General features: G+C 48.8%; 14 protein-coding genes and 1 pseudogene. 4 read left to right on the top strand and 11 right to left on the bottom strand.

Going from position 1 to position 26,725, the window contains the following annotated elements; genetic code table 11:
• The first annotated feature begins 227 nt into the window (after nucleotides 1-227).
• The gene (locus ACKPVM_RS09140) at nucleotides 228-1,469 is read left to right on the top strand and encodes a M20 peptidase aminoacylase family protein (RefSeq protein WP_409308728.1); all 1,242 of its coding nucleotides are present in this window, start codon (nucleotides 228-230) and stop codon (nucleotides 1,467-1,469) included.
• Nucleotides 1,470-1,540: 71 nt separating this feature from the next.
• On the opposite strand, the gene ACKPVM_RS09135 is transcribed toward ACKPVM_RS09140, so the two are convergent.
• From ACKPVM_RS09135 to ACKPVM_RS09115, 5 genes are all read right to left on the bottom strand, one after another.
• A complete protein-coding gene (locus ACKPVM_RS09135) occupies nucleotides 1,541-1,906 on the bottom strand; it encodes a hypothetical protein (RefSeq protein WP_409308727.1) in 366 nt (121 codons plus the stop codon).
• 30 nt (nucleotides 1,907-1,936) lie between these two features.
• Nucleotides 1,937-2,410 (bottom strand): hypothetical protein, encoded by a 474-nt coding sequence (locus ACKPVM_RS09130; protein WP_409308726.1) that lies wholly within the window; start codon nucleotides 2,408-2,410, stop codon nucleotides 1,937-1,939.
• 98 nt (nucleotides 2,411-2,508) lie between these two features.
• Complete coding sequence (locus ACKPVM_RS09125) at nucleotides 2,509-2,880, bottom strand: hypothetical protein (RefSeq protein WP_409308725.1); 372 nt, start codon at nucleotides 2,878-2,880, stop codon at nucleotides 2,509-2,511.
• Between the two features lie 58 nt (nucleotides 2,881-2,938).
• Nucleotides 2,939-3,427, bottom strand: coding sequence for a hypothetical protein (locus ACKPVM_RS09120; RefSeq protein WP_409308724.1), 489 nt, complete (start codon nucleotides 3,425-3,427; stop codon nucleotides 2,939-2,941).
• Between the two features lie 190 nt (nucleotides 3,428-3,617).
• Nucleotides 3,618-4,070 carry an Rrf2 family transcriptional regulator gene (locus ACKPVM_RS09115; protein ID WP_409308723.1) on the bottom strand — a complete coding sequence of 151 codons (453 nt, stop codon included), beginning with the start codon at nucleotides 4,068-4,070 and terminating at the stop codon, nucleotides 3,618-3,620.
• 116 nt (nucleotides 4,071-4,186) lie between these two features.
• Between ACKPVM_RS09115 and ACKPVM_RS09110 the strand changes: the two genes are divergently transcribed.
• Both ACKPVM_RS09110 and ACKPVM_RS09105 read left to right on the top strand, forming a co-directional pair.
• Entirely contained in the window at nucleotides 4,187-4,573 is a 387-nt protein-coding gene (locus ACKPVM_RS09110; protein ID WP_409308722.1) for a DUF1360 domain-containing protein, read from the top strand.
• Between the two features lie 98 nt (nucleotides 4,574-4,671).
• Nucleotides 4,672-4,821: pseudogene (locus ACKPVM_RS09105) on the top strand (SymE family type I addiction module toxin); the annotation flags it as partial.
• A gap of 47 nt (nucleotides 4,822-4,868) precedes the next feature.
• On the opposite strand, the gene ACKPVM_RS09100 reads toward ACKPVM_RS09105, so the two are convergent.
• Together ACKPVM_RS09100 and ACKPVM_RS09095 are read right to left on the bottom strand one after the other, a co-directional pair.
• Nucleotides 4,869-5,231 carry a CDI system immunity component gene (locus ACKPVM_RS09100; RefSeq protein ID WP_409308721.1) on the bottom strand — a complete coding sequence of 121 codons (363 nt, stop codon included), beginning with the start codon at nucleotides 5,229-5,231 and terminating at the stop codon, nucleotides 4,869-4,871.
• 9 nt (nucleotides 5,232-5,240) lie between these two features.
• Entirely contained in the window at nucleotides 5,241-7,166 is a 1,926-nt protein-coding gene (locus ACKPVM_RS09095; RefSeq protein ID WP_409308720.1) for a CdiA C-terminal domain-containing protein, read from the bottom strand.
• Nucleotides 7,167-7,402: 236 nt separating this feature from the next.
• Between ACKPVM_RS09095 and ACKPVM_RS09090 the strand changes: the two genes are divergently transcribed.
• On the top strand, nucleotides 7,403-7,639 hold the full coding sequence (locus ACKPVM_RS09090; protein ID WP_409308719.1) for a SymE family type I addiction module toxin: 237 nt from the start codon (nucleotides 7,403-7,405) through the stop codon (nucleotides 7,637-7,639).
• 48 nt (nucleotides 7,640-7,687) lie between these two features.
• On the opposite strand, the gene ACKPVM_RS09085 is transcribed toward ACKPVM_RS09090, so the two are convergent.
• From ACKPVM_RS09085 to ACKPVM_RS09070, 4 genes are all read right to left on the bottom strand, one after another.
• The gene (locus ACKPVM_RS09085; RefSeq protein ID WP_409308718.1) at nucleotides 7,688-8,161 is read right to left on the bottom strand and encodes a hypothetical protein; all 474 of its coding nucleotides are present in this window, start codon (nucleotides 8,159-8,161) and stop codon (nucleotides 7,688-7,690) included.
• Nucleotides 8,158-23,910 carry a hemagglutinin repeat-containing protein gene (locus ACKPVM_RS09080; RefSeq protein WP_409308717.1) on the bottom strand — a complete coding sequence of 5,251 codons (15,753 nt, stop codon included), beginning with the start codon at nucleotides 23,908-23,910 and terminating at the stop codon, nucleotides 8,158-8,160. Before ACKPVM_RS09080 ends, ACKPVM_RS09085 begins: the two co-directional genes overlap by 4 nt.
• A 22-nt stretch (nucleotides 23,911-23,932) precedes the next feature.
• Nucleotides 23,933-25,597 (bottom strand): ShlB/FhaC/HecB family hemolysin secretion/activation protein, encoded by a 1,665-nt coding sequence (locus ACKPVM_RS09075; protein WP_409308837.1) that lies wholly within the window; start codon nucleotides 25,595-25,597, stop codon nucleotides 23,933-23,935.
• Between the two features lie 249 nt (nucleotides 25,598-25,846).
• Complete coding sequence (locus ACKPVM_RS09070) at nucleotides 25,847-26,665, bottom strand: ABC transporter permease (protein WP_409308716.1); 819 nt, start codon at nucleotides 26,663-26,665, stop codon at nucleotides 25,847-25,849.
• Nucleotides 26,666-26,725 lie beyond the last annotated feature (60 nt).

Raw genomic sequence — 26,725 nt, 5'->3', positions numbered from 1 at the left:
ACAGCAGATAACGTTCATGATGATCCGCTATGAAATATAACCAGACGGTATTTATCGTCTGAAACGCTCTCCACTACCTTTAAGCTATTCGTTACCCGGTACTTTTCGTAACAGGTTTGTTTCAGTGTCTCTGCGATGACCACGCCGCTTGACGGTGAATGTCTCTCGATTGTGATACCAACCTGACGCCGGGGATTCTCTGTTCTGATAGGTATAGGTGGATTGATATGGTCGAAAACAAGGTCTGTCGTCATGATGAATTTGAGCATCAGCTCATCGAATGGCGTCGTGAATTACATCAATACCCCGAATTATCCAACCAAGAACACCAAACCACCGTTCGTATCACTCACTGGCTAAAAGATAATGGAATTTCATTACTTCCGTTGCCATTAACATCCGGCGTTATCGCCGAATTAGGTAACGGTTCAGGCCCTACGATTGCACTGCGAGCAGATATTGATGCCCTGCCAATCGAAGAACTGACAAATCTCCCTTTTCGCTCGAAAAACCCCGGTATCATGCATGCTTGTGGACATGATTTTCATACCGCAGTGATGCTGGGAGCCGCCTGTTTACTGAAAAAGCAGGAGTCTCGCCTTCCCGGTCGCGTTCGTATTCTTTTTCAGCCCGCAGAGGAAGTTTCAACCGGTGCGGAGCATTTCATTCAAGCTGGCGCATTGCAGGGCGTTTCTGCAATTTTTGGACTACATAATGCCCCAGATTTGCCCGCTGGCACATTCGCCACTCGCAGTGGCCCGTTTTATGCCAATGTCGATCGTTTCTCTATCTACGTAACAGGCAAAGGTGCGCACGCGGCCAAACCAGAAGAAGGCATTGATAGCATCGTGTCAGCCTGTAATATTGTTAATGCTTTACAGACCTTGCCGAGCCGTAGCTTTAGCTCTCTTGAATCGCTGGTCATCAGCATCACCCGCATTAACGGCGGCAATACCTGGAATGTACTACCACAGACCGTGGAGTTGGAAGGTACAGTACGAACCTACAACGCACAGATTCGCGCACAAGTTCCAGCGCGCATCGAACAATTGATTCAGGGGATCGCTCATGCACTCGGCGCCAAAGCAGAACTACATTGGCAACCGGGCCCACCATCGGTGGTCAATACCGATTTTTGGGCCGATTTCAGCAAGAAAATCGCACAGGATGCGGGCTATAAGGTAGAACAGGCCGAACGCCAGATGAGTGGTGAGGACTTCGCGCTCTATCTCCAGCAAATTCCCGGAGCATTTGTCAGTATCGGCTCAGGTAGTGCATTCGGGTTACATCACCCACAGTTCAACCCAGATGAACGCGCTATCGCACCAGCGGCACGCTACTTTGCCCAATTAGCAGAGGCGGCATTACATCAGCACCACCGACAAAACGACTTAGCGAAACCTGTCGTCATTCCAGATCCCACGCGAATATCAACAAACGATAGCCTACTGCACGCCGATCAGCGTTAATCCCATCAGTTGTCGTTAGTTTGCTGTAAGCGGCGAAGCATTTTTTCAGGAGCGAGTCGCCGGGATCGACATTATGTAGAAGGACCATCATGATGGGTAAACACATTTTCAGGCATCTCAGCAAGGTAATCAGGGACCTGGACATGTTCAGCTAAAAATATTCGATGTTGCTCTATGGCGGCATAGGCTTGCCGCAACGGCGCTTTTATTTGATCGGCACCAGCAACCCATCGTTGGTTATGCAATAAAAATTCTGCCACTCTCTCCAGTTCTCCCACTGACCATTGATCGATGGGGTCATAAACCTGTTCAAGCTCAGCGATATACGCAATAAGCTCAGATAAATAGTGCTGAAACAGATTAATATCAGCAACGGTGGCACAAGACGCGCGATCAAGAAATGCATTAAATGCCTGCTGAACCAATCCTCTATTCATATAAAAATCCTCCTTCCTTGCGTAAAACCACTAATAAACGACCAATTTACCCTCTGGCCACTCCCCTTCCCAACCACAAGGAATATGTCCCGCTTCATAAACACAGATTAGCGAATCAAAAAATAAAGGACACTTCAATTTATCTTTATATGTTGATTCCATTAGATAGTTCACCAGATCCCACTTCACATTATTTAATATAATATTATTGGCAATAACATCTTCCGGCATGGCAGGAATGATTTCACTATCCAATATCACTTTACTTTCTCTTACCAATGTATTCCAGTAATGATATTCGTTTGGAAATTTCTTAGCTAAGAAACCGGTCATTTCATTACCTGCCGCCAGGCTAGTGTTTTCCCATTTAATATTATTGATAATCTTAATGAAATCATACTCATTTTTAACTGCCCTCACGTCAGGTTGTTGAACAACATCACCTACATGTGAAAACCAATTTATCTGCAACAATCTATCAACAGCTAAACGAGATATCTTCATGTTCTAGCCCAATTAATTATTTTTAAGATTAAATGTCTCGACGCTACTATGCTGTGCCTGGAACGGCTTATGGCACTCATAAAATAAAACTAAAAAATTCATTCCAACCAATAGGCTAATCGTTGCCCAGTTGTTAAGTTCTCTCGTGGGTAATAAAATACCGTATCAAAATTGACCAAAATTTTATCTGCGATAACACTGAATGTCCTTTCATTGTCTGAGAAAAACGATAACATATTTTTTTCAGATATATAGTTGATGAAATCTTCATTTACGTCGCAAGACCAATCTGTCACGCCATGGATAAAAGTGGGCGTGATCAAAGTAATCTCCATTGTATGGTAATAAGAAAGATCATCACTAGCAGAAATAACCAAACAACCACGGTCATAAGAAAAAATAGAAAAATCGAGCCAGGACCGTCTCCAATTATGCGTTTTAATTTCCTGAACTAATTCCTTGTTAATCATAAACACTCTCTATAATAAAAATCTGTTTATTCAAAATGTTAATAATTCCTCAAACATACTAAAATATAGCATCAGCCTTATTTTTTATTAAAAGCATTCCCTTCGGATCGTTCCACCTCAGGCTGTTTATCATATGAACGAGCGCTTGTTGCTCATTATCAACCTGATAAGTCACATCATGTTGGTCACAATCAATGAGCGTTAAAATAGCCCAGCGTTCAATTTTACATAAAAATGTATTAATAAACCGAAAAATGTCGTTATTTTCCACATCCAACTCGTTATTAACACACCATTCCAAATCGGATAGCGCATTTCCTTTTAAAATATAAACACAATAATCAGCTAAAGGTACGTAAGCACCTAGCAATCGCTCATAAATAGCCATTTCAGCATGTTCTGAAAATGAAAGTGTCTTATTCCATTCAAATATAGCCGGGCATTGTGAATAGATTTCCCCACCAAAAGTGACGTAACTTTCTTTCATTTCTAACATTGTTAGATCTACATCTTTGGGTAAAAAAAGTTCGAATGATATCTCCATCATCTTTTCTCATACTCATTTTTATCGAATACCCGGCATGCTACCGCCCTACCGGGACACGATTGCCTGCAACCGCCACATCATAACAGCGACATCTGCCGCTGCCATTATTCGTTTTGCCTTTCTGGATTAATGTGCTGCTTGTCTGCTGTAGAGACGAGCAACGGAGACAACATTAATCCTGTGACTCCTGTTATTTCCTGAGCTTTGAGATTTCCGGAATGGCTTGGCAATGCGCATCAAAATCGGTCAGTAAATCAGATAAAGAAATACACCCCAACCGCTTAACCAATAGATCTTCTGCTTCCCGTAAGGCATCTTTAAGTGCTGAATTCACCGCTTTTTGCACAGCACAATTGGACTCTTTCGTTTCAATTCCAATGGCGAAAATGTGAGGCCCGCCGACAGCTTTGTGAATATCAAGTAATGTCACCTTTTTAAGATCACAAGCGATTGACCAACCTCCTCCATGCCCCTTCTCCGAGAGAACATAACCAGCATCGCGCATACCGGCCATTGTTCGTCTCACGACCACAGGATTCGTTCCTAACATTTCAGCCATTTGCTCGGATGTCATAGGGCTGTCACTCCGAGCCAAGTGAAGCAAGGCATGTAACATGCGTGACAATCGACTGTCGTTTCTCATACTTCTAACCTTTGAGATAGTTACTTTCTTAAGAAACATTATATGTTGCATGAGATCCATTGTCGATCTATCATGTAACATATGATGTATCGTGAAAACAAAAGAAGGAAACGGTGATGGAAGTGATATTTGAGTCAGAGTTCATGAATTCAGTATGGATGTGCGTCGTCATTGCGGTGGCGGCAAGCAATATATCGATTACGATTACCCAAACAGAAATTTTTTCCCCTTTACGGAATATAAGTAAAAAAATAGGACATATGGCAGAACATTTGTTCCATTGTTTCTATTGTATGAGTCACTGGATTATTGCGGCAGGAATATTGATTTATCAGCCAAGAATCATTGAAAGCAATTATTTTATCGTCGATCTTATTGTCTCTTGGTTTTTCTCAATATCTATGGCTACGCTTTTTAGCGGCATTATTTTCAAAGTATTTATTGCAGCCATGACCTCAAAAATAAAAGAGACGGAGCTCAAGAAAGTACTTGCTGAAGAGTAGCGCCACAATCTGAGGTCGGTAATCATGGCTGAACGCGATTCTAAGTCAGAACCCCGAGCAACTGAAGTAAGAGAGCCACAACGGCATTACACTGTCGGTATGCCCCCAACGGCGGTAAAAAACCGCCCAGCCCGCAACTTAAGCTCAGCGGCAAGTGGATCGAAGACCTCGGTTTTAATATCGGGCAGCCCGTTATCGTCACCGTGGAGCACGGGCGACTGGTGATTGAGACTGAGCTAAGGTTCTGACCAACAGATGTAGAAATCCCGGCACTAAGGCCGGGATAACTCACCATTTAAATTAGATCTTCACCATTTAGAATCACAACAATATTCCCTTCCCCTAATTCTCGCCTGAATACATCTGCTATTTCAGAAGTATTCAAATCGGGAAAGGATTTGTCATTGACCGCAACGAAAAAATAGGACCTTGGTTCTTTTAGGCCAAACTCCTCAGCAATTAATAACTTAGTTTCCTGATTGTACTTTTCTATACGATCATCAATCAGCTCAAGTTGTTGGCGGCTTAAAATTACATGAGGCTCAAACATAAGATATGGGCCATCAAAGAGATGACCAGTGTGTTTCCTCGTCATATCTAGCCTTTCCTTCAACTCACCAATATCTATTGATGTGTAACATGTTATGTCAATTGACATTTACGCACCTTACTTAATTTTTATTGGTTTTCCAGACTGGTCAATAACAATAACTTTATCTAGCCCTTTTATAGGCCAATCATGAAATTGTTTTTGCAAATCGCTAACATTTGCTTTCGTATCTGCCAAATTGATAACGACATTATTAGTTTGACCACTATTCACTTTCTCTAAAGCACGATCGTAAATATTACGAACTGAATTTGTTTTAGGAGCAATATTATCAAAAATTTCGCCATTAATTTTATAGTCTGGATTTTTAGCTCCAGACGTTACAGGGTTCTGCTCAACATGGTAGCCATTTTGGGACAGAATAGCTGCTCCTTCATTTTCTCGTTGCAATGAACGTATATTTTCTGCTGAAGCATTAGGCGGTAGTTTAGTTGGTCGACCGCTTAACGAGCCCGAAACAGCCTTTTCTGTTTTATTAGCACTTTTCCCTGCGCCTCCAATAATACCGGCTGCACTAGTCCCGGCGACCTGAGCCAACGAGTTGATTGCAAGCTGCTTCGCCTCCGGTGAATCGCCAGACATCAGTGCGTTATGAATTGCAGCATTTCTATCTGCTTCAAGCTGGATAGTTGTCACCTGAAGAATAGACAGCTCATTCTGTTCTTCTGGGTTCAAGCCGCCTGTAGCACGAGCTTTTTCCAGCAATTCATTTGTGCGGTTGGCATAATCAGCCTGCAACTTGCCAACTTCATTCGCTTTATCGACACAATTCTGAGCACCAGAGCAGTTCACAACGATTTGATGTTGCTCAGCATTTATTTTCTTATATTTTTCAATAACAGTACTACAGGTATCCCCTTGGCACTGAGTCATTTCTTTAGCTCGATCCTGGTTTTCCTTAACGCTCAGCGAGTTATTCTCAACCTCATTCTTCGCCACATTCGCACCGCTTCCTGCTCCGGCGAGATTACCACTAGTTAGCCCGCCTGCGCCAGCACCAGCGATCGTCATCAAATTGGCTATCAGTTGTTTTTGTTCAGCAGAGAGTCCCCCTTTCTTCGCTTCAGGATAGAGTAAATTAGCCAATACTTCTGCACCCGCAGACGAGACCAATCCCCCCGTAGCGCCGCCAACTGCATTCCCCCCCTGAGTGTGCGCCAATACCGCACCTAACGCCGTGTGCAACGCAATGCGTGCAGGCTCGTTCCCCTCGGAAACATCTTTTACCAGCGCAGCTAAATACGGGGCTGCCGCGCCACTTACTGCTCCGTTAAGATTTCCTCCCAGTCCACCGGATGCAAGCGCGGTGAATGCCGAACCGGCCATCCAGAAGGCGCTGCCGACACCATACTCTTTTTCAACCTGCTTCACTTCATGACTGGTTCGTACCTGCGCATCCAGTTCTGTAGCAGGCACACCTTCAGCTATCAATCGGGCTCTGGCCTGCTCTTCTGCTTCACCCTTTTTACTGGTCTTATAAGCATCCAACGCCTGTACACCCAGCGCCGTGGCTTCCCGCTGAATAGCCAGTTTGTCCTCAATTCTGTCCCGATCAAAGCCGTCTTTTACACGACCATTGGCATCAGATATATCTCGACTCAGCGTGCTCACATCTTGTCGTAGCTCATTGCGGTTTTTGATCTCAATCGTTGCCGGAGACACCGCTGCATGCGTCACACCCGTCTGCTTCCCACTAACCAACCCCAATCCCGCTGTCGGCATACTATCCGATGATACACCAAGATTCGTGCTCGTGCCTTTGTAACGAGACGCATTGATAATATCCCGCCAGCCCAGCGTGCCAGTGCTGAGCAGGTTTTTCTCTACTGCTGCCGTCGACGAAACCACCGCGCCATCCAGTTGTGTATGACCGTTGGTACGGATTGTAAAACCCTCTTCACCAGCTCGAATACCGCTTTGTTCTTGTACCGATGCATAGCGGTTATTCATAATCTGTTGGCTCAGGTTGGCATTGCCCGCCACGGTTTGACCACCACAAATGGGGAATAGTGTGATGTATCCTGCTGGCTACTGATGAGTAAATCACCGCCAAGGCTTGAAGCCGTCAGCGGGACCCACGAAAAAGAGTGCCGCATTATCAATGTATTACTGGATGAAGTGATACTGAAGTACCAGGCTACATATATTACTGAACACAGTTAGAACAGGCGGCGACCTGTCCCAACTGCTCACCACTGGCAAGTAAAGAAATAGCTACTATGGCTAGGCAGCATCATAAGTCAGAACCCGCCACACCCCAAGCATTACGACACCTGAAGGTCGGCTATGTCAGCCGCCGCCATGCAGACCGCAACGATATGACCTGCTATTACAGCCGCAGCCCCAGCCTGCACCTTCAGGGTAACTGGCTCGAAGCGGCAGGATTTGGGACCGATACCCCGGTCGTCGTCACCGTTGAGCACGGCCAACTGCTGATACGCATTGTGGCTGAATGACAGACAGACAAAAAAATCCCGGCCTTTTTAGGGGCCGGGATTTTTCATTTATAATGACTGATACTTAATACCTTCGTCGTGTTCATATAATGGTGGTAAAGAGTTAAAGATATTTATTTCATCCCCCAAATTTACAATAATTAAATTTAAATCACCTTCGAAAACAAATTTTATTCCCACGAAAGCATCTTCAACAGAAGAGAATATCGAGTAAATCTCTAACAACCGCTTCCCAATATAATCAATGAATAATGTAATATTCGACAGATCCATAATTATTTCTTTACCGTATTCGCCGAGATCACTTTCCTGAATAGGCGAGTCCGTAAGCTCAAGTGATGATCCATCTTTACTGCACATGAAGCTAAACAACTTCTCTGTATTAGAAAAAATAAACTGCAATTTTTGAGGGTGATAAAAATCAGGTTTATCAAAAACATAAATCAGCCCCCTAACATCTAAAAGATGCTCATCAATAACACTACTGGCCCATTTTTGATATTGCCCTAAAGATTTAATCATTTAGGATCTCCCTTTAGTGCATTTTTCACAGATGTATTATTAACTCCGTCTTTCAAAACAGTGACAAAACTGCCATCCGGTTTGGTAACAACAACATCGTTTCCCTTTACTCTAAAGAATACGTCTCCACGACTGGCACCATTACCAACACCTTGTCCTGCAAATTTACCGGCGACAACTTTATCAGGCTTAGAACCGATATCATTTATAATATCCAATACACGCTGCCTGTCTGCCGCATTCGATGCATTACCACCGAAATCTTCAACATGTTTTCCGAGTTTTTTACCCAATTGCGCATTGGTAACTGAAAATGCAGCGTTAGAACCGACTCCCGAGCTAGGTAAAGATATATTTCCAGGACTTGGTAAATACCCAGATATTTCATCACTAGCTTTATTAATCAGCTTCGACGCTTCGGCAACATCTCCTTTCTTCAGCGCCATTTCTGCTGCTTTAATAGCTTTACTCGCTGCATCGCCTGCTACCGGGATCAACCCAGCCATTGCGGCGAGATAATCGATGGCAGACTGCGCTTCCGCAAAGCCTTTAATATCACCAACAACCGGTACAAAGTCTAATCCAAAACTAGTAGCACCTTTCAGCAATTCATTGCGATGTTCACTTATCTTGGTCGAACATGCTTCCGCACTTAATCCTGCACAATTCTGAGCTTTGAATTCTTCAACCATAGCAACAAGTTGCTTCTGCGCGCTCTGATATTTCTCCTCCTGCGACATACCGGAGACTTTATTCTCAATAATGTCACTTAGCGCATTATTCTCAACCTCATTCTTCGCCACATTCGCGCCGCTTCCTGCTCCGGCGAGATTACCACTAGTTAGCCCGCCTGCGCCAGCACCAGCGATCGTCATCAAATTGGCTATCAGTTGTTTTTGTTCAGCAGAGAGTCCCCCTTTCTTCGCTTCAGGATAGAGTAAATTAGCCAATACTTCTGCACCCGCAGACGAGACCAATCCCCCCGTAGCGCCGCCAACTGCATTCCCCCCCTGAGTGTGCGCCAATACCGCACCTAACGCCGTGTGCAACGCAATGCGTGCAGGCTCGTTCCCCTCGGAAACATCTTTTACCAGCGCAGCTAAATACGGGGCTGCCGCGCCACTTACTGCTCCGTTAAGATTTCCTCCCAGTCCACCGGATGCAAGCGCGGTGAATGCCGAACCGGCCATCCAGAAGGCGCTGCCGACACCATACTCTTTTTCAACCTGCTTCACTTCATGACTGGTTCGTACCTGCGCATCCAGTTCTGTAGCAGGCACACCTTCAGCTATCAATCGGGCTCTGGCCTGCTCTTCTGCTTCACCCTTTTTACTGGTCTTATAAGCATCCAACGCCTGTACACCCAGCGCCGTGGCTTCCCGCTGAATAGCCAGTTTGTCCTCAATTCTGTCCCGATCAAAGCCGTCTTTTACACGACCATTGGCATCAGATATATCTCGACTCAGCGTGCTCACATCTTGTCGTAGCTCATTGCGGTTTTTGATCTCAATCGTTGCCGGAGACACCGCTGCATGCGTCACACCCGTCTGCTTCCCACTAACCAACCCCAATCCCGCTGTCGGCATACTATCCGATGATACACCAAGATTCGTGCTCGTGCCTTTGTAACGAGACGCATTGATAATATCCCGCCAGCCCAGCGTGCCAGTGCTGAGCAGGTTTTTCTCTACTGCTGCCGTCGACGAAACCACCGCGCCATCCAGTTGTGTATGACCGTTGGTACGGATTGTAAAACCCTCTTCACCAGCTCGAATACCGCTTTGTTCTTGTACCGATGCATAGCGGTTATTCATAATCTGTTGGCTCAGGTTGGCATTACCTGCCACGGTTTGACCACCACAAATGGGGGGAACGCAGAGACTGATATTCAGCCCCGCCTGCGTCGTTTTACTATCATAGTGTGATGTATCCTGTGGGCTGCGGATGAGTAAATCACCGCCGGTGGTCGCCTCAACATGCTTGCCGGAGACTACCGCACCGTTTAACACCGTATCCGCACCACTACGCAGGTTCACTGTTCCTGCGGCCGTTACCTCCGTAAGTTGGTGAGACTGACCATTACCGTCTTCTTTCCCCTTCTGTCCACTGGCAGACAGTTCTAGCGTAATGCCGTTTTGTTGCCCCCCCAGCCCGAAACCGACACCCACTCCCGCATGACTACCGCTAGTGCTGCCGATAATCTGCGATTCACTTTGAGCTGAAACCAGATTTAACGCATCACCCGCCGTCAAATCGATATTTCTACCACGGACATCTGCGCCGATTAGAGTGATATCTTTTTCTGCTCTCAGATGAATGTCATCGTTAGCAGACAATTGACTGCCTTCTCGCGTTAACGAATCTTGTTGCTGACGATTTTGAGTAGATCCACCGCCAGCACTGACGGTCACTTTGATCGCCGACGCATTCATATTGTTCGCTACTGTCTGGGTCGCAAGGTTGAGGGCAGACTGTGCAGCATAAATCGCACTCAAGCGCGGATCTTTTTTGTCCTCTACCGATTGTGACAAACGTTCAACAGCCTGCAACGCACTTACTGCATAACCCGACAACGCCGTTGTCACACCATACTGGCTACTGCGCTGTTCACGTAATCTGTGCTCGGTATCTACCGCTGGATCGACCGAGATATTACGTCCATTCAAGAGCAGAGACTTACCAGCCTGGATATCCGCTCCCGCAATAGCGACATTCTCTTTTGCAGCAATATTAATATTGCCCTCGCCACTTTGGATAACGCTACGCATCGTGCTTTGCTGGTTGACATCATCCAATGAATGATAACGACTCGACTGCCAACCAACTGTACCGCTGTAGCCGTCTCCGCCTAAATCACCAACGCTACTACTGCTGCCAGTGATTTCATTACGTGCATGATTTTGCCCTGGGTTAACGGTGACATTGCCGTTATTCGCTATGATGGCAACATCTTTTATCCCTGTAACCGCACTACCCGTAATATTGATGTCCCGTTGTTGACTACTTAACGTGACATTATTACCGCTCAGGGTGCTGGCCGTTTGCGCTACTGTGTCACCCTGTTGTTTCTCTTTTGCTGATTCACTGGCAACGGGGAACGTGCTCACACCGTGGTTAGGACCACCACTAAGATGACGGATGGATGAACCAATGTCAGGGATTGCATTACTGAAAGACCAACCGCTGTGGGTACTGTTTGCGTTCGTTTTCTCCCAATCACTAGCACTTTGCAGGTTAATATCCCGTTCAGCATTCAGTAGCAGGTTACCCCCTGCCTGTATCGAACTCCCAGCGATCAGAATATCCCCGGTATGCGGACTAAACGCATTTTCGGCTTTATCAACTCGTGTCGTCTGAAGTTGAATATTCCCTGCCGCCGTTAATGCACTCCCCGTTTGATAAGCTCCCTGCGTACGTTGCTCTGTTTTACTGCTGTTACGACCTATTGATAACACAATCTGAGGCACATCAAACACCATTGCAGCAGTTTCACTCATATACAACCGGGCTTTCTGCGTGACGCCATCCGTCTTACCTATATCCCGCAAATTTTGATAGCTGTCAGCCGGGGTGCCCTTCAAGGAGATACCGATCCCACTACTTTTAGTTTCAAAGCGGCGAGTGATGTCCCGAGTGTCTTGACCAGGAGTAATATCAATCTCCTGTGCACTGAGCGTAATATTCCCATGTTGTCCATCTTTGCTGGCAGCAATGATATCACTTCCGCCGATCGCAATACGTTGGCCTGATTGCATCACGACATCGCCGTCGACAACGCCCACAACGCTGCGTGACTCACTTTGCGTCGTTTTCGCTCCCTTATATTCGGCACGACTGGATTGTGTACCGATACTGAAACCTAACCCGCCTCCGCTCATCAAACCAGATTTTTTCTTGGTTCGCTTTTCATAAACACGCTGCGTTTCAATGCTGGCAGCCATATTAATATCATTTCCGGCATTGAGTGCGACAAGCTGCTCTCCGGACAACGCTGACCCCGCCATATTGATATCATGGTTAGCCCGCAACACGATTTGATCACCAGACAGTACACTCTCTTTCTCATCGCTGCGGAAATTATCGCGAACAGTATGCGTTACCGTCTTCGAGAAGGTTTTCTTCTTGATTTTTGTTTCTTCAAAAAAGGTGTGTTGCGTTTCGGTAGCCGACAATAAATTGATATCTTTACCTGCCTGCGCTATCACCGAGCCTTCCGCTACGCCCTGCGCTGCTTGCAAATTAATGTTGCTGCCTGCTTGCAGGTTCAAATTTTTACCTGCTGTTAATTCAGTGCTTTGCTGGGTGATAGTTTGCTGCCAGTCGGTATGACGTTTCCGCCAGTTACCACTGTAGTTTTCTTCCTCCTCCGATAGCAGATTAAGATCGCGTCCGGCAGCCAGAGTCGCGTTACCTTTGGCATCCAGACTGGAGGCTTCGGAAAGTACATCTCGCCCGGCAATCAGGTTCATATCGCCGCCGCTCAGCAACTGGCTGTTTGCCACCTCCTGCATACGGCGCTGCGTCGTACGGCGGCCTTGATTTAATGTCTCTTTTAATGTGTCCTGTGCTGTAAGACGAATATCGTTACCGGCTGCCAGCGTCAACTCAGAACCGCCGGAAAGCTGGCTGGCATCAACCTGAATATCCCGATCCGCTACCACTTTCAGGATACCGTTTGCATTGAGCGAACTGCCTTGAATGGCCGTATTCAGATCGGTATTGCTGCTACGCCATCCAATATCCACGCGATTGTTGGTCAACGTCAGCGATTCAATCGCTACATTGCCTTTGGCATTCAATGTCATATCCTGCCCTGAGTTCAGCCTCGCCGACACGTTACGGATATCCTTGCCCGCACTGAGCATCAGGTTGTTACCCGCCACAATTTCGGCCGTTTTGCCTACCTCAGTAAAGATGATAGAGCCGGTACCACTACGCGAAGATGTCGGCTGTACTGTCTGAAAGTTACGCGACTCAGTCTGATTGATGATATCGCCATCAATACTCGCGAGTTGCACTTCTTTACCTTCTATCCGGCTACCGCTGTTAGTTATATTGTTCAGCGCGACCAGATTCAGGCCACCATCAGACTTAATCAACCCACCTTCGTGGTTGTCAACCTTGTCGCCGCTGGCAATTGCCAGAACTTCAACCGCCTTGAGCGTACCGTTATTGGTCACACTACCGCCAGCATTCAGGTCGACCTTATTTGCAACAATCGCACTGCCTTGCAGATTGTTTTTATCCGCCTGCGCCAGATAGAGCTTCGGTGCCAATACCGTTTGCCCATTGACTTCAATATTTTCCCACCAGACGATGCTCTGGCTGAGATTCGCTACCTGATCTGACGTCAGGCTGACGCCCAATTGCAGGTTCAGCCCCTTCTGTGCCTGCGCAGCGTTATCAAGCAACATTTGCATCTGTGCCAAATCGGAACCCGTGCCATTCAGGTAGCGCTGCCCACTCTGTTTTAGCACCGCCTGACTGATGTAGCGGGTATCAAACTCCTCATCACCTAAAAATCGATAGTCGTGGTCCGCATCCAGATTCAACTTATTTAGCAGATAGGAAGAACCCAGTACCTTATCAGTTTGCGTCCATTGTGAGCGCGTTTCGACAGGCACCACCGTTGATGGTTGCTGCCCCAGCAGCGTTTGCAGATCGTGGAATAGCGTGTTATCGACCTGTCCCAACTGCTCCAATTTTGGATTGGTATGGATCAAATAGCGGCTATCTGTATTAGGATCGACAACCAACAGCCCGTTATTGCCCGTTGGCAGCGGATAATCCGACAATGGATTGTTGCTCAGATTTTGTAAACCGTGCCCGATAGCGTCCAACAACGCAGTTGCCGTCAATGGCGCCGGCGATGTGTCGGTTTCCTGTCCTACACCCGGTTTCACGGGATCGAGTTTCACCTTTCCTGGTTTTTCCAACACCGATGTCGCACCGTTACTCATCGCTGTCGGCACCAATTCACCCGTTTTTGCCACCAGTGAAGGCATGGTATTGGTCGTTTCACCCGTCAACAAGATAGATTCCACAACGGTGCCGCCACCTTGTGCAGGGTGTTGCAATGAAACCGAACCGGAGGGATTAAGTGTTAACTGCCCCGGCGTCGTTTGCCCCACTGCGACAGTGCCGACCTGTTCGGCCCGCGCGCCCGTTTGCAAAGCGATGCCTGCCTGTTGAGTCAGTTGCACATTTTTACTAACCGTATTCGCATTCGTGGCGTCGCCTGCAAAATCAGCTTGTTCACTGTTTGTTTGAGCGATATTGGTGACGCCTGCGTGAAACGAAGAGTCCTGACTCACCAGTTGGCGCGTGGTCTGCTTCTGTAATGGCGACAGCGTGGTCATCCCATCTAATACAGGTATGGTGGCAGCAGGCATAAATCCACCGCTACCCGGTTGCAACGTGGTATTACTGATATCTTGTTTAAAATCGGCAGTAATCGTGCCACCCGCTTGAATTGACGCATTATAACTTTCGCCGATGGTTTGCTCAGTGATTGGAGTATTATCTAGTGTTAATTTTACAAAGTTATCTTTTTTAGATGGATAGCGTACATACTCAAGTCGTTCCGCTACAACTGAGTCATCCATCATTTTATTCCATTGATACAACGAGTATTCAGGAGATGGCCCTATATACTTATAAGATACGAATTCAGTCAACCGACCAGAATGATACGATTGATTATTTAGCTTATCCCCTTCGATAATTAAATCGCCATAAGAAACAACATTAGATGCTACATTATTAAAAACAGCGGATAATATCTTTAAATTACCGGAAGAGTTTATTTTTGAAATCCCCCCAATAACATCAACAGCTATATTTTTTTCAGAAATTATAATCTTATAATTATTTACATGTGGGTAAAGCGCCCATTGCAATGTATAATTGTAGTCAAAACCTCTATCTGTATCATGGCTATCACTAGCTTCGCTGTGAATATAATAACCAACATCGTGAATACTGAATTTATCGGGAGTGATATATAAAGTAGTGCCTTCAGCTTTTTCTGCATCAGCCGAAGGTTGGCTTTTAGTCTCCGTCACAACCAACCCTTCACGCTGATTGGTTAACGTACCGGTATTAATAGTGATATCGCCGGATTGGGTTTCAATCGTCCCGGAGCTGTTTAATAGTGAGGTGCTGGCGTTTCCCTTTGCATCACGCTGAATCCATAGATTATTGCCTGCCAGCAAGGTGCCGAACACGTTAGTCAGTGAGTCGGATAGCAGGTACATATTGCCACCCGCATAGATCATGCTGCTGTTATGTAACACACTACCAGCCTGAATTAACAGGTCGCCTGTGGTGCCGATGAGTCCCTGATTCTTCAGTGTGTTATCACTCACCAGCGTCAGATTGCCGCCAGCCTGAACGCTGCCCGACTCTTGTTGTGCAATGTCTTTAGCACTAATGCGCGAATCACCGCTACCTGCCAGAATATCGCCCTGATTGATTAGCGTACCCGTACTGCTCAAGTGGACAGAATTACCTTGCAAGGTGCCCCGCTGATCGAGGTCGCCTGCCACGTTCAGAGTTAATTTTCGCCCGGCGGCCATACTCTGTGTGAAAATTAATGGCCCGGTGATATCGGCAGTCAGGTTGCCGAGCGCCACCAGTTGCCCATCCTGTTGCAGTTCAGCCGTTTTCAGCCGCAAATCTTGTGCACTGTAAAGTTTCGCGCCCTGACGATTGATCAGACGCTGCGTCTGTAACGCCAGTTGCGTTAAACCCAGCAGAGTACCGTGATTGTCTAGTTGGTCAGCGATAATCTCCAACTCACCCGCTTGTAGCAGTCCATTGTTCACCCATTGTGGGATGCGCAGCGTCAGTTTATCCTGCGCCATCAGGCTGCCCTGCTGGGTAAATTGTGTGGACTGCACATCCAGCGCCCGCCCCTGCAACCAGCCGAAGTTTTCCACCACCACCGCCTTCAGCGTCGTGGAACCATCAGACAACAGTTGCCCAGATTGTTGGTTGACGATGTTGCCCGTGGCATTCAACAACAACGCGGTAATACCTTGCACCGTGCCCGTGTTGGTGAGTGTGGTCCCTATCAATGTGGCGACGGCGGCTTTTATTTCGCCCTGATTCTTCACCGCTGCCGCCTGCACGTTCAGCGTACCGTCACTGCTTACATTCGCCTGTTGTGTATTGTTAAGCTGGTGCGCCAGCGTCGCATTCAGCGCATCACTGCTCCGCAAAGAACCTTGATTATTTAGCGTGTCGCCACTCAACGTCAGTGTTTTACCCTGAACCTGCCCACGGTTGGTGATGTCATTGGCCGCCAGCATGAGATCGCCACCGCTAACCAATTCGCTGCCCTGCGTCCCAAGATACGTGCCCGTTAATTGTAGTGTACCGTGCTGAACCCCTAGCAAATTGCCCTGCTGATCGAGTTCACGTGCCGTCAGGCGCAGATCGTCGGATTGCCATAACCCTTGATTAGTCAGTACCCCCGTCGTGAGGTCGCCAATGCCACCGCTAAGCAAACGTCCCGTCGCCAGATTATCGACGCGATCGGTGAGTTGCAGCGTGAAGCCGTCGATCCCCGTCAGCGTACCGCCGTTTTCCAGCGTGTTACCCGTTAGCGTTACTACACCTTGAGAGAACAGTTCGCCCTGATTTATCAGTTGGTCACTGTTTAACGACAGACTATTCAACCCTGCCACCGTACCACGGTTACTGAACAATTCGCCATTCAGCGTCAGCGCCCCTGCCTGCCATAATCCCGCATTCTCAGCCTGTTTAGTGTTGAGTGTGGCATCGCTTTTGCTGAGCAACTGGCTGTTTTTATCGCCGACATACCGCAGCACATCGAGCAGGCGCAACGCATCCGTTCCCTGAATCCGCCCCTGATTGTCGATATCACTGGCTCGCAGTTGCAGATCGTTGGCCTGTAGAGTTCCCGCATTGCTGAGCGTCGTACTGTCGATTCGGCCTGCGCCGTTGGTGAGCAGTTCTCCATCAGCATGGTTGATCAGGTTGCCACGGTTAGTCACCGTCAGGCCATTCATCCCCAGCACTCGTCCGCGGTTATCCAGCGTTTCCGTGCTCAGTTGCAGCGCCGCCGCTGCAATTTCACCGCGTTGTGTTAAACGTTCGGCATTGATGGCAGCATCCCCGTCGCTGATCACACGAGATTGGGCATCGCCCTGATAGGTTTGCCCAGCATCAAGCCGCAATCGCTGTTGCCCAAACAGCGAACCGCCGTTAATCACTTCGTTCGCCGTCAATTCCAGCGCTTTCCCCTGCCAGAACCCCTCATTGTTGATCTGACCCGCCTGCGCCAATAGCGTGCCATTCGTCAGAAGTTGACCCGAGTTACCAACCGTCAGACCATCACGCAGTTCCAGGGTAATGCCGTGCTCGCCGATGATCGTACCTTGATTGTTGAGCGTGCCGCCGTTCAACATCAACACTCGGCTTTCCCAACGACCGTTGTTGTTCAGTTGATTCCCGCTTAGCGTTAACGTGTCATCCGTTTGGACAAGACCTGTACCCTGATAGTTACCGTCAAGCGATAACGCGCCCCCGGCAATAAGATTGCCTGTATTGAGGGTATCGGCACTCTGCACCGCCATCTCGCCCACAACGGAGACCGTGCCCTGATTTTCGAACTGACTGGATTGCAATTGGCTATTGCTGCCGGAAATCAACATCCCCTGATTCACCAAACGACTTGCGGGGTTGTGGCTGTCCAGCGTTATCGCTAACCCTCGATCGCCCTGAACACGCCCACGGTTAATCAACCGCTGAGCATCCACTTCCAGAGTATCTGTCTGCAAGGTACCGTCATTCGCCACGCTCTCTGCACGCAACACCGCGATACCCTGAGAAAACAGTTTGCCGTTTTGCTGGTTATTCAGATCATGCGCTATCGTTAAGGCCAGCGTATTGATACCGAAAATCTGCCCGCTATTGATCAGATCACTCGCGTGCAGCGTGATGTCTCCTGCCTGCCACTGCCCGTGATTTTCCACCTGATTGGCCATAAGCAGGCTATTGCCCTGACTCAGCCACTTGCCCTGATTATTTGCTGACTCAGTAATCGCCAACGTCAACGCGTCTACGCCCAGAATTTCACCGCGATTGTCCAGCGTATCGGCTTCTACATGCAGTACGCGGGCTTCCAGCGTCCCCTGTTGATCGAGGTTCTTCGCCATCACATCCAGCGTATTGCTGCCGCTGATTAAACCACGATTATCCAGCTTATCGCGCAGCGTCAGTTGCAGGTCATCAGAACCTATCATCTGCCCGTGATTGAGTGCGTCCTGCGCGGTAGCGGCAATTCGCTGGCTAATGAGATCGCCGGTATTGGTCAACTCGCCTGTAAGCGTCAATTGCAGATCGCCTATACCGTTGATCTGTCCGCCGTTGATGAGTGCATTTGCGGTGATGGCGAGCGTTTGGCTATTTAGCGTACCCTGATTGTCTATACGGTTACCGAGCAGGAAGGTCAATCCGTTGACGCCCGTGATCGTGCCGTGGTTGAACACGTCGTTAGCAGAGATCGTCAATTCATGGCTACCCAGTTCGCCCAAGTTGTTCAACGTGCGATCCAGCTCCAAAAGCAGGCTATCCACCCCCGTTATCGTGCCGCTGTTAGTGAGATCGCTGGCGCGCAACGTTAGCGCCGAACCGTATAACGTTCCTTGATTGTTGAGGTTATCGTTCACCGACAATTCAAGCCGATCGATACCGTTAATCTGTCCGGTATTACTCAGATGCTCGGCTTGTGTGTGCAAGCGATAGCTGTTCAGTTCACCCTGATTGACAATTTCCCCACCCAGTGCCAGTTGCAGCCCAGCAGCACCTGTAATGTTGCCTTCATTGGTCAGCGTCTGAGCGGCAATATTCGTGTTTTCACCCCACAACTCGCCCTGATTGTGTAATGCACCGTTCGCTAGCGTCATTTTGAGGGCACGATCCCCCTGAATGTGGCCGCCATTGGTGAGATGTTGAGCCTCCAGTGTCAGGTTCTGCGCCTGCCATTCACCAGCGTTGATCGCGTCCACAGCTTTCAGCACCGCGACGCCCTGAGAGAGTAATTTTCCGTCCTGCACATTCGTCAGACGGTTTTTCGCCGTCAGTGACAAGGTTGAAAGTGCCAGCACTTGCCCGGCATTCTCTACTTCGTCTGCTGTCAGTACCACGTTCCTCGCCTGCAAATGACCGTTGTTCTCTAGCCGCTGCGCGGTGAGCAAACTGTCGCCCTGACTCAGCCATTTACCGCTGTTGCGTGCCGTGGTGTTAATCGCTAATGTCAACGCATCCACACCCAGCATGTTGCCCTGATTATCCAGAACGTTTGCCTGCACACGCAGATCGCGGCTTTCCAGATCACCCCGTTGGTCGAGCTGGCTGGTTTCAAGCTGCATGCGTTCAACACCGCTGATCAGGCCACGGTTGAGCACACCGTTTTGTAGCGTCAGGCGTACATCATTGCCGGATAATTCCCCCTGATTAAACAAGTCGGTCGCCGATAGCGTCAGTGCCGTACTGTGTAATGTTCCGCTGTTGGTCAACTGATCAGCTAACGTCAATTGCAGCGCATCCACGCCGGCGATGATGCCATCGTTGGTCAAGGCGTTCGCCGTCGTCTCAAGGTGTAATCCCGACAGCGTTCCCTGATTGGCTATTTCCAGCGCCCGCAACTGCACATCGCCACCAGATGTCAACGTGCCGGAATTCTCCAGACTCCCGAGTGGAGTGGTGTCGATGATTTGCTGCACATCTGTTGCGAGTGATACCGCTATTGCCAACAAGGCACGCTGGGTGGGTGCTGCCGGTGTCACCTCAATGGCAAGATGGCGATCGGCCTGCACCAACCCGGTGTTGGTAAGGCGTTCGGTATGTAACGTTAAGTTATCCGCCAGCCACTCGCCGTGGTTCACCACCTCCGACGCCTGCAAGACGGCCACGCCCTGTGTGAGTAGTTTACCGCTCAATTGATTAGTCAGGCGGTGGCGCGAGTCGATTGACAATGCCTGAATCCCCAGCAGTTGCCCGGCATTTGTGATTTTATCAACATCCAACGCAAGGGTATCGGCCTGCCACAATCCGCTATTATCGACCTGCTTCGAGCTCAGCGTCCCCGTACCTTGAGTCAGCACATTACCGCTATTGGTGACATTACCAGTGATGGCCAGCGTCAGTGCATCAACACCGACGATGTTGCCCTGATTCACCAGCGAGGCGGAGTCGACCGTCACCGTTTTCCCTTCCAGCGTCCCCGCTTGTTGGACTCGGTTCGCCTTCACCGCCAACGTCTGATTGCCACTGATAACCCCCGTGTTATCTAACAACCCGGAGACATTCACTTGCAGGGCATTGACCCCCAGCACGCTACCAGCGTTGTTAAGATCGTGCGTGGTGACGGCAAGTGCATTGCTACGCAGATCGCCTGTATTTTGCAGCACATCCCGCAGTGATAGCGTTAGATCATCCACACCCGTGATGTCACCATCATTCAACAGGTGATGTGCAGAAATGGCGACACTATCGCCCAGTAACACCCCCTGATTGGTAAAGGTCTGTCCTTGCAGGGATAGTGCCCGGCTTTCCCAACGCCCCCTGTTAACCAGTGTGTCGCCCTGTAGCGTCAGAGTCCCTGCCGTATTCAGCAGGCCGTCGCCCTGATAGTCGCCCAAAAGAGACAGTTCTGTACCCGAGATGATCCGTCCCGCATTCTGTAACGTCATCCCTGTCAGTACAGTACGCCCTTGGCTGAGCAATGCCCCCTGGTTGTCGATACCCCGCGCGGATAACTGAGTATCACCACCCGATATTAACATTCCCTGATTGAGGAGTACGCCATGTCCGTCAGATGGTTCCAGCGTAATTCGCAGCCCGTTATCCCCCTGGATCTGGCCACGATTCGTTAGATTACGAGCATCCAGTTGCAGATTCTGCGCCTGCCATTCCCCCAGATTGACAACCTGTGCCGCCTTTAACACCGTAGCACCTTGAGACAATAACGTGCCGTTTTGCTGATTGGTAAACCCGTTGACTGCCGTCAGCGTCAGCGTATCCGTACCGTACAGAGACCCCTGATTGTTAATCTGTGATGCTTCAGCATGAAGCTGGCTGCTCTGCATCGAGCCGTGATTTTCCAGCGTGCCGTTTAACGACAGTGTCAGTCGATTGATTCCGCTGAGGCTGCCACGGTTAGCAAACTCCTCACCCTGTACGGCAAGCGCCAACGCTTGGAGATTGCCCCGGTTTTCTGCCTCTGCCGCCTGAAGGTGCAACTCCGCCCCGCTGAGCCAGTCGCCACTGTTGATAAACGTGTCGGTAGCGATCAGATCCACGGTATTCAGTGCCTGTGCCTGCCCGCTGTTCTCTATAGTATTAGCCTGAATATTCAGCGAATGACCTTGCAATGCTCCCGCATTGCTCACCGTATCCCCATCGATCGTCCAGTTCCCGCTTGCCAACAGGTCACCACGATTGTCCATCTGTCGAGCGGTAATCTGTCCGTTGCCCTCAACGCTGGTTTTGCCTGCATTGATCCAGCGTTCAGCATTGATCAGGAACTGCCGTGCCTGAATGTCCCCGTCAGTTTCTGCACTATCCGCCTTCAACGTCAGGCTATTTCCCGCCAGAAGTTTGCCGTCAGCAGATTGCGTTAACTCACGAGCGCTCTCAAGCACCAGCGCATTATCCGCTTGAATCGTGCCCCGGTTAGAGAACGCACCGGTTTTCAACTGTAACTCCGGGGCAGTCAGCGTACCTTCATTACGGAGTTTGTCAGTCGTCACTGCTGCGGTGTGCCCCGCCTGTATCATGCTACGGTTATCCAGTGTGCTATCAAGCGTCAACGCCAGTTTTTCACCCGCGCTGAGAGTACCGTTATTCAGCATACTGCCACCGTGTAGCGCTATCATGTGTTGCGCGTTAATGACACCGTGGTTTTCCACCGTCTGGCTGGCCAGTTCAAGCGAACCGGCCATCATCTCGCCCTGGTTCGTAAGCTGGTTGCTTTGCAAAGCAACCGAATCCCCCTGCATGGCACCGTGATTGGTTACACTATCGGCCAGCAGGAACAGGCGCTTCTCGGTCAGGATCTTGCCCTGATTGTTCAGCAGTGTTTGCAGTTCAAGTTTTACCTCTCCCTGCGCGCTGAGTAACCCCGCGTTATCCAGCCAATCCGCGTTGACGACCATCTGCTCCGCGGCTACCAGTGTGCCGCTGTTAGTCAGCTGCGTACCGCTGAATGTCAACCCTTGCAGCGACGCGATCTCGCCCTGGTTATCCAGTGCCTCTAACGCTAGCGCGACCGTTTTCCCCGCGACAGTACCGCGTTGCAGCATACGTCCACCATCAACCGTCAGTGTATTCCCCGCCGTCAGATCACCTTGCCAGTCACCCTGTTGAGTTACGTGCACCGTTGCGCGCTCTTTCGCCTGTAGCTGTGCGCTATCTGCGCCGTTGAGGGTTTGCGCTTCGAGCCGCAGTTCCTCTGCACCAGCTATTCCCGCCAGCGAGACGGCACCTCCGCGCACATCTAGTAACGCCTCCGCTTTAATACCGCTTTTCGCATCTTGCTGTAGCGATTTTCCCGCGTCGATCATGATGTTACCTGCGGCGAGTTGCGCATCAGATATAGTGACGCCGTCACTTTTTATCGATAATCGATTCCCCTGTTTAACCTTACCCTTTGTATCGACACCCGCGCTGATGATGCTCTGATGCGCCTTGAGTTCACCGCCGGATTGAATAGCAATATCTTTCCCCGCACGTAAAGTCGCGTCCTGTAACGTGATGCTTTGCTTGGCTTGCAGACTGAGTGTATTAGCGGCTTGCTGTTTACCCTGTAGTGCCAGCGCATCGCCTTCTGCACGTAAATTACCCTGCGTGACAACATCGCCGATGCTGAGTTTGCCGTTGGCAGACAGCGTGATATCTCCGCTACGGGCGCTCAGGTTACCAACATTTACGCCTACGCCTTTATCGCTGGAAACCAGCTTGATACGGTTGGTGTACATACCACCGAGCGCACGGGTATCCAGCGCCACCTTGACGCTGCTGTCTGCCGTCTGTGCTGTAATCTTGCCATTCGCATCAACCTGATTCGCACCGAGCACGATCTGTGCATCGTTGGCATTCAGTCCGGCATTAATCTGTGCGGTACGGGAAATCAGGCTGAGATAATCGCTCTTACTGGCATCCAACCCCTGTCCTGTCAGTGTGATATCCCCCCGAGTAACATCAATACGCTGTAAATTGCCCTGCGCATCCAGTTGCGGTTTCCCTGTGGTCAGCGTCACCTGTGGCGTATTAATGAAACCACAGCCGTCGCAGGTAATACCGTTCGGGTTGGCGACAATCACACTGGCCTGTTTACCACCGACTTCAAGGTAACCTGCCAACGTACTGCGGTTAGTCGACACCACTTCATTGATAATAGCGTCGGCAGCTTTCCCTTTAAGATTCGGGTTACTCTGAATCAGTCCGCCGAGTTGGGTCGAATTCAGTCGTTCCGTTCCGTTATTCAGGATCAGACCCGGTTTATCGACGTTAAAATCACGATACTGATTATGGGAAATTCCCGCGCCGTTGGGCGTGGCAATATTGATGACTGGCACACCGTTTCCAGCCCGATCCAGCGCGGTGTTACCTGTAGCAACCTGCACACCCGCAGCCATTGCAGGTAACAGAGGTTGGAATGCGATGAGATTGATCAGCGTATACACGATCAGACGCTGTGTCGTTTTTATTGGTTTCATCCCTGATCCCCGGTATCAACAATTAAAAAGAAAGTCCTACGCGGTAATAAACCACCGCCGTATCCGGTTTTAGCCAGTCTGGATACGCCAACGGCCAGCCAACAGTAATCTGTTGTGATAAATACGGATTGGAGATACCCATGCCCACGGAGGCCCCCCACAATGTTCCCGCCGTGTCCCCGTCAGTCTTATGTGAGAAAAGGTGTCCGCCGTCTAACGCAACGGTGAAAGTTGTGCTGCCAAGCCACGGCAATTGCAACGGCTGCCAGTTGACCTCGTTGCGCCAATAACCACCACGATCGCCAGAAAGATACTGCTCTTTGAAGCCACGCACCGATGTCTCACCGCCCAGCGTTACCTGTTCGCTGCCATACAGGGTCTGCGGCGAGTATTGCGCATAGAAATTGGTGAGATAGTTGATGTTGTTACTGAGTGGGTAGTAATAACTGGCGGCCAACGTCAGTTTATTAAACTCGGCACGTGGCGCGTCGTCTGATTTTCCTTCGTCACCCTCTGCGCCAAACCAGCGCGTTCCGCGGCTATAAGCCGGGTTGAGCGTTGCCAACCCGCCCCACAACTTCTGGCTGTGGTTGATGCCGATAATCGCGCTGCTCAGTTTACGACTGCTGGATTGCAACAGCACATCATTCAGGTAGTTCTGCCCAATACGATGCGACATCCCTGCCGAAACACTGGTTTTCATCTCACCATTGCGGAAAATCACACGTGATAACGTGGCACGATGCGTTTGACTGTTACCTGTTGAATGCCAGAGAAATTCCCGATTAGTAAAATCATTACGATAACGGCTTTTAGAATAGTCATAGTTGAACGTCCAGTGACCATAGGGAAACGACACGCCGGTTTGCAGACTTTCCACATTCTGACCATCTCGAAACTCGCTGCTATGCCCACCATTAACAAACCACTGGTCGGCTAATCCCAATACATTGTCTGCCCACAGACCACCGCTTAACTGCTGCTCGCCAGTACTCTTTTGCCCGCTATTATCAAAACTAATATTGGCCGTCAGTGGTATCTGTTTTTTGCTGGTGAGATTCACAATGGAATAGCCAGGGTGACTGCCGGGGTGAATTTCAATACTTACTTGCTGTGTCGGCATGCGGTTAAGCTGTTCCATGCCCTGCTCTATATCCCGCAAATTGAGGATTTCACCTTCCAATCTTGGAAAAACCTGCTTTAGTGCCAATGTTGATTGATTGTTAAGTTGAATAGCTTCAAGCCGACCTTCCAGAATATCGATTTGTAATAGGCCATCAGAGAGATCTTGCTCGCCAATAAAAGCCCGACTGGTAATATAACCCCGGTCGATATACCAATTACTGACGTCATGAATCAGTTGATTTATATTATTAACATTAATACAACGGTTAACATAATATTCATTCAGCCTGAATTTGTCTTTTTCACGCAGCAAAGAAGCATTACGATAATTAATTTTTCGGATAAAAAAGCAGTGTTTAGCATTATTTTTACTCTCAGAGCCCGCTGCTATTTCTGTTTGATTTAATTGTGATAATGAATCGCGTTGCTGTTTGGACTGTTCAATAATTTCCGACTGTCGTTGTTGTATGTCATTTCTATCTGCTGGATTAAGTAACGCCGATAACGATAAACAAGGAAAAACGATAGCAAAAATCAAAAGCAGTCTGATAAAAAACTGCATCATCTTCATTCCTGAAGTTATTAACTTTTACCGGCATAGTAGAACGGTTAATTATTAATCTCAATATATGAAAGAACATATAGGTCTATAATAATAAATTTAGTTTAGCGCCATATAAAATATCGCGGTAAGTAATAACCGCGATAATATTGGCAACACATAACAAAATAATATTCAACTTAAGAAATAATAAGCATGGTTTGAATATGTTATACCCTTCAAGCTGCGGGAAAATGGCAATCCCCTAACCTAGCGCCCACTGCGTAAACGCTCAGAACGGCGGCGCAGTATTTCCATCGTGATCAATAAAATTAAGGCCGCACCCACCATCATTGACGCCGCCGCCGCTATCGTCGGGTCCAGGTTTTCGCGGATCCCGGCAAACATTTGTAACGGTAAGGTACGCTGACGAGGGCTGGCCAGAAATAACGTTACGATCACTTCGTCAAATGAGGTCGCGAACGCAAACAATGCGCCGGAAAACACACCGGGAGCAATTAACGGAAAGGTCACTTTACGAAACGCTAACAGCGGTGGCGCACCAAGGCTGGCCGCAGCACGCGTCAGATTATGATCATAATTCTTCAGCACAGCGGTTACCGTGATGACAACAAACGGTACGCCCAGCATCGCATGAGCTAAAACCAGCCCCAGATAGCTGTTTAACAATGATAATTTGGCGAAAAAGAAAAACATGCCCACCGCGACAATCACTACCGGCGCAATCATCGGCGAGATCAAGACAGCCATCACCAGTGATTTACCGCGAAATTCTCCACGAACCAGCCCCACGGAAGCCAACACGCCCAATATTGTCGCCAATAGCGTTGCCAACGGCGCGATTAATAGGCTGTTGCCTAACGCGCCTAACCAAGCGCTGGAACTGAAAAACTCGTTATACCAGCGTAAAGAAAATCCGCTCAATGGGTAACTCAGGAACGATCCTGCATTGAACGATAGCGGGACAATCACCAAAACGGGTATCACCAGAAAAAGTAACATGGCAGCACCATAAAAATTGAAGAAGGTATTCCACAAGCGGATCATCCATTCACCTTGTTGTCTCATTTTTACTTCCCCCTGCTGTGCTGCTGCTTTTCATTAAACGGGTGTGATAGTTTTGTTCGC

It is taken from the genome of Pectobacterium hainanensis, from assembly GCF_046237015.1.
GTDB lineage: Bacteria > Pseudomonadota > Gammaproteobacteria > Enterobacterales > Enterobacteriaceae > JBJYIN01.
Note: the sequence above shows the minus strand (reverse complement) of the source record. Positions and strands in the feature narration are given on the sequence as shown.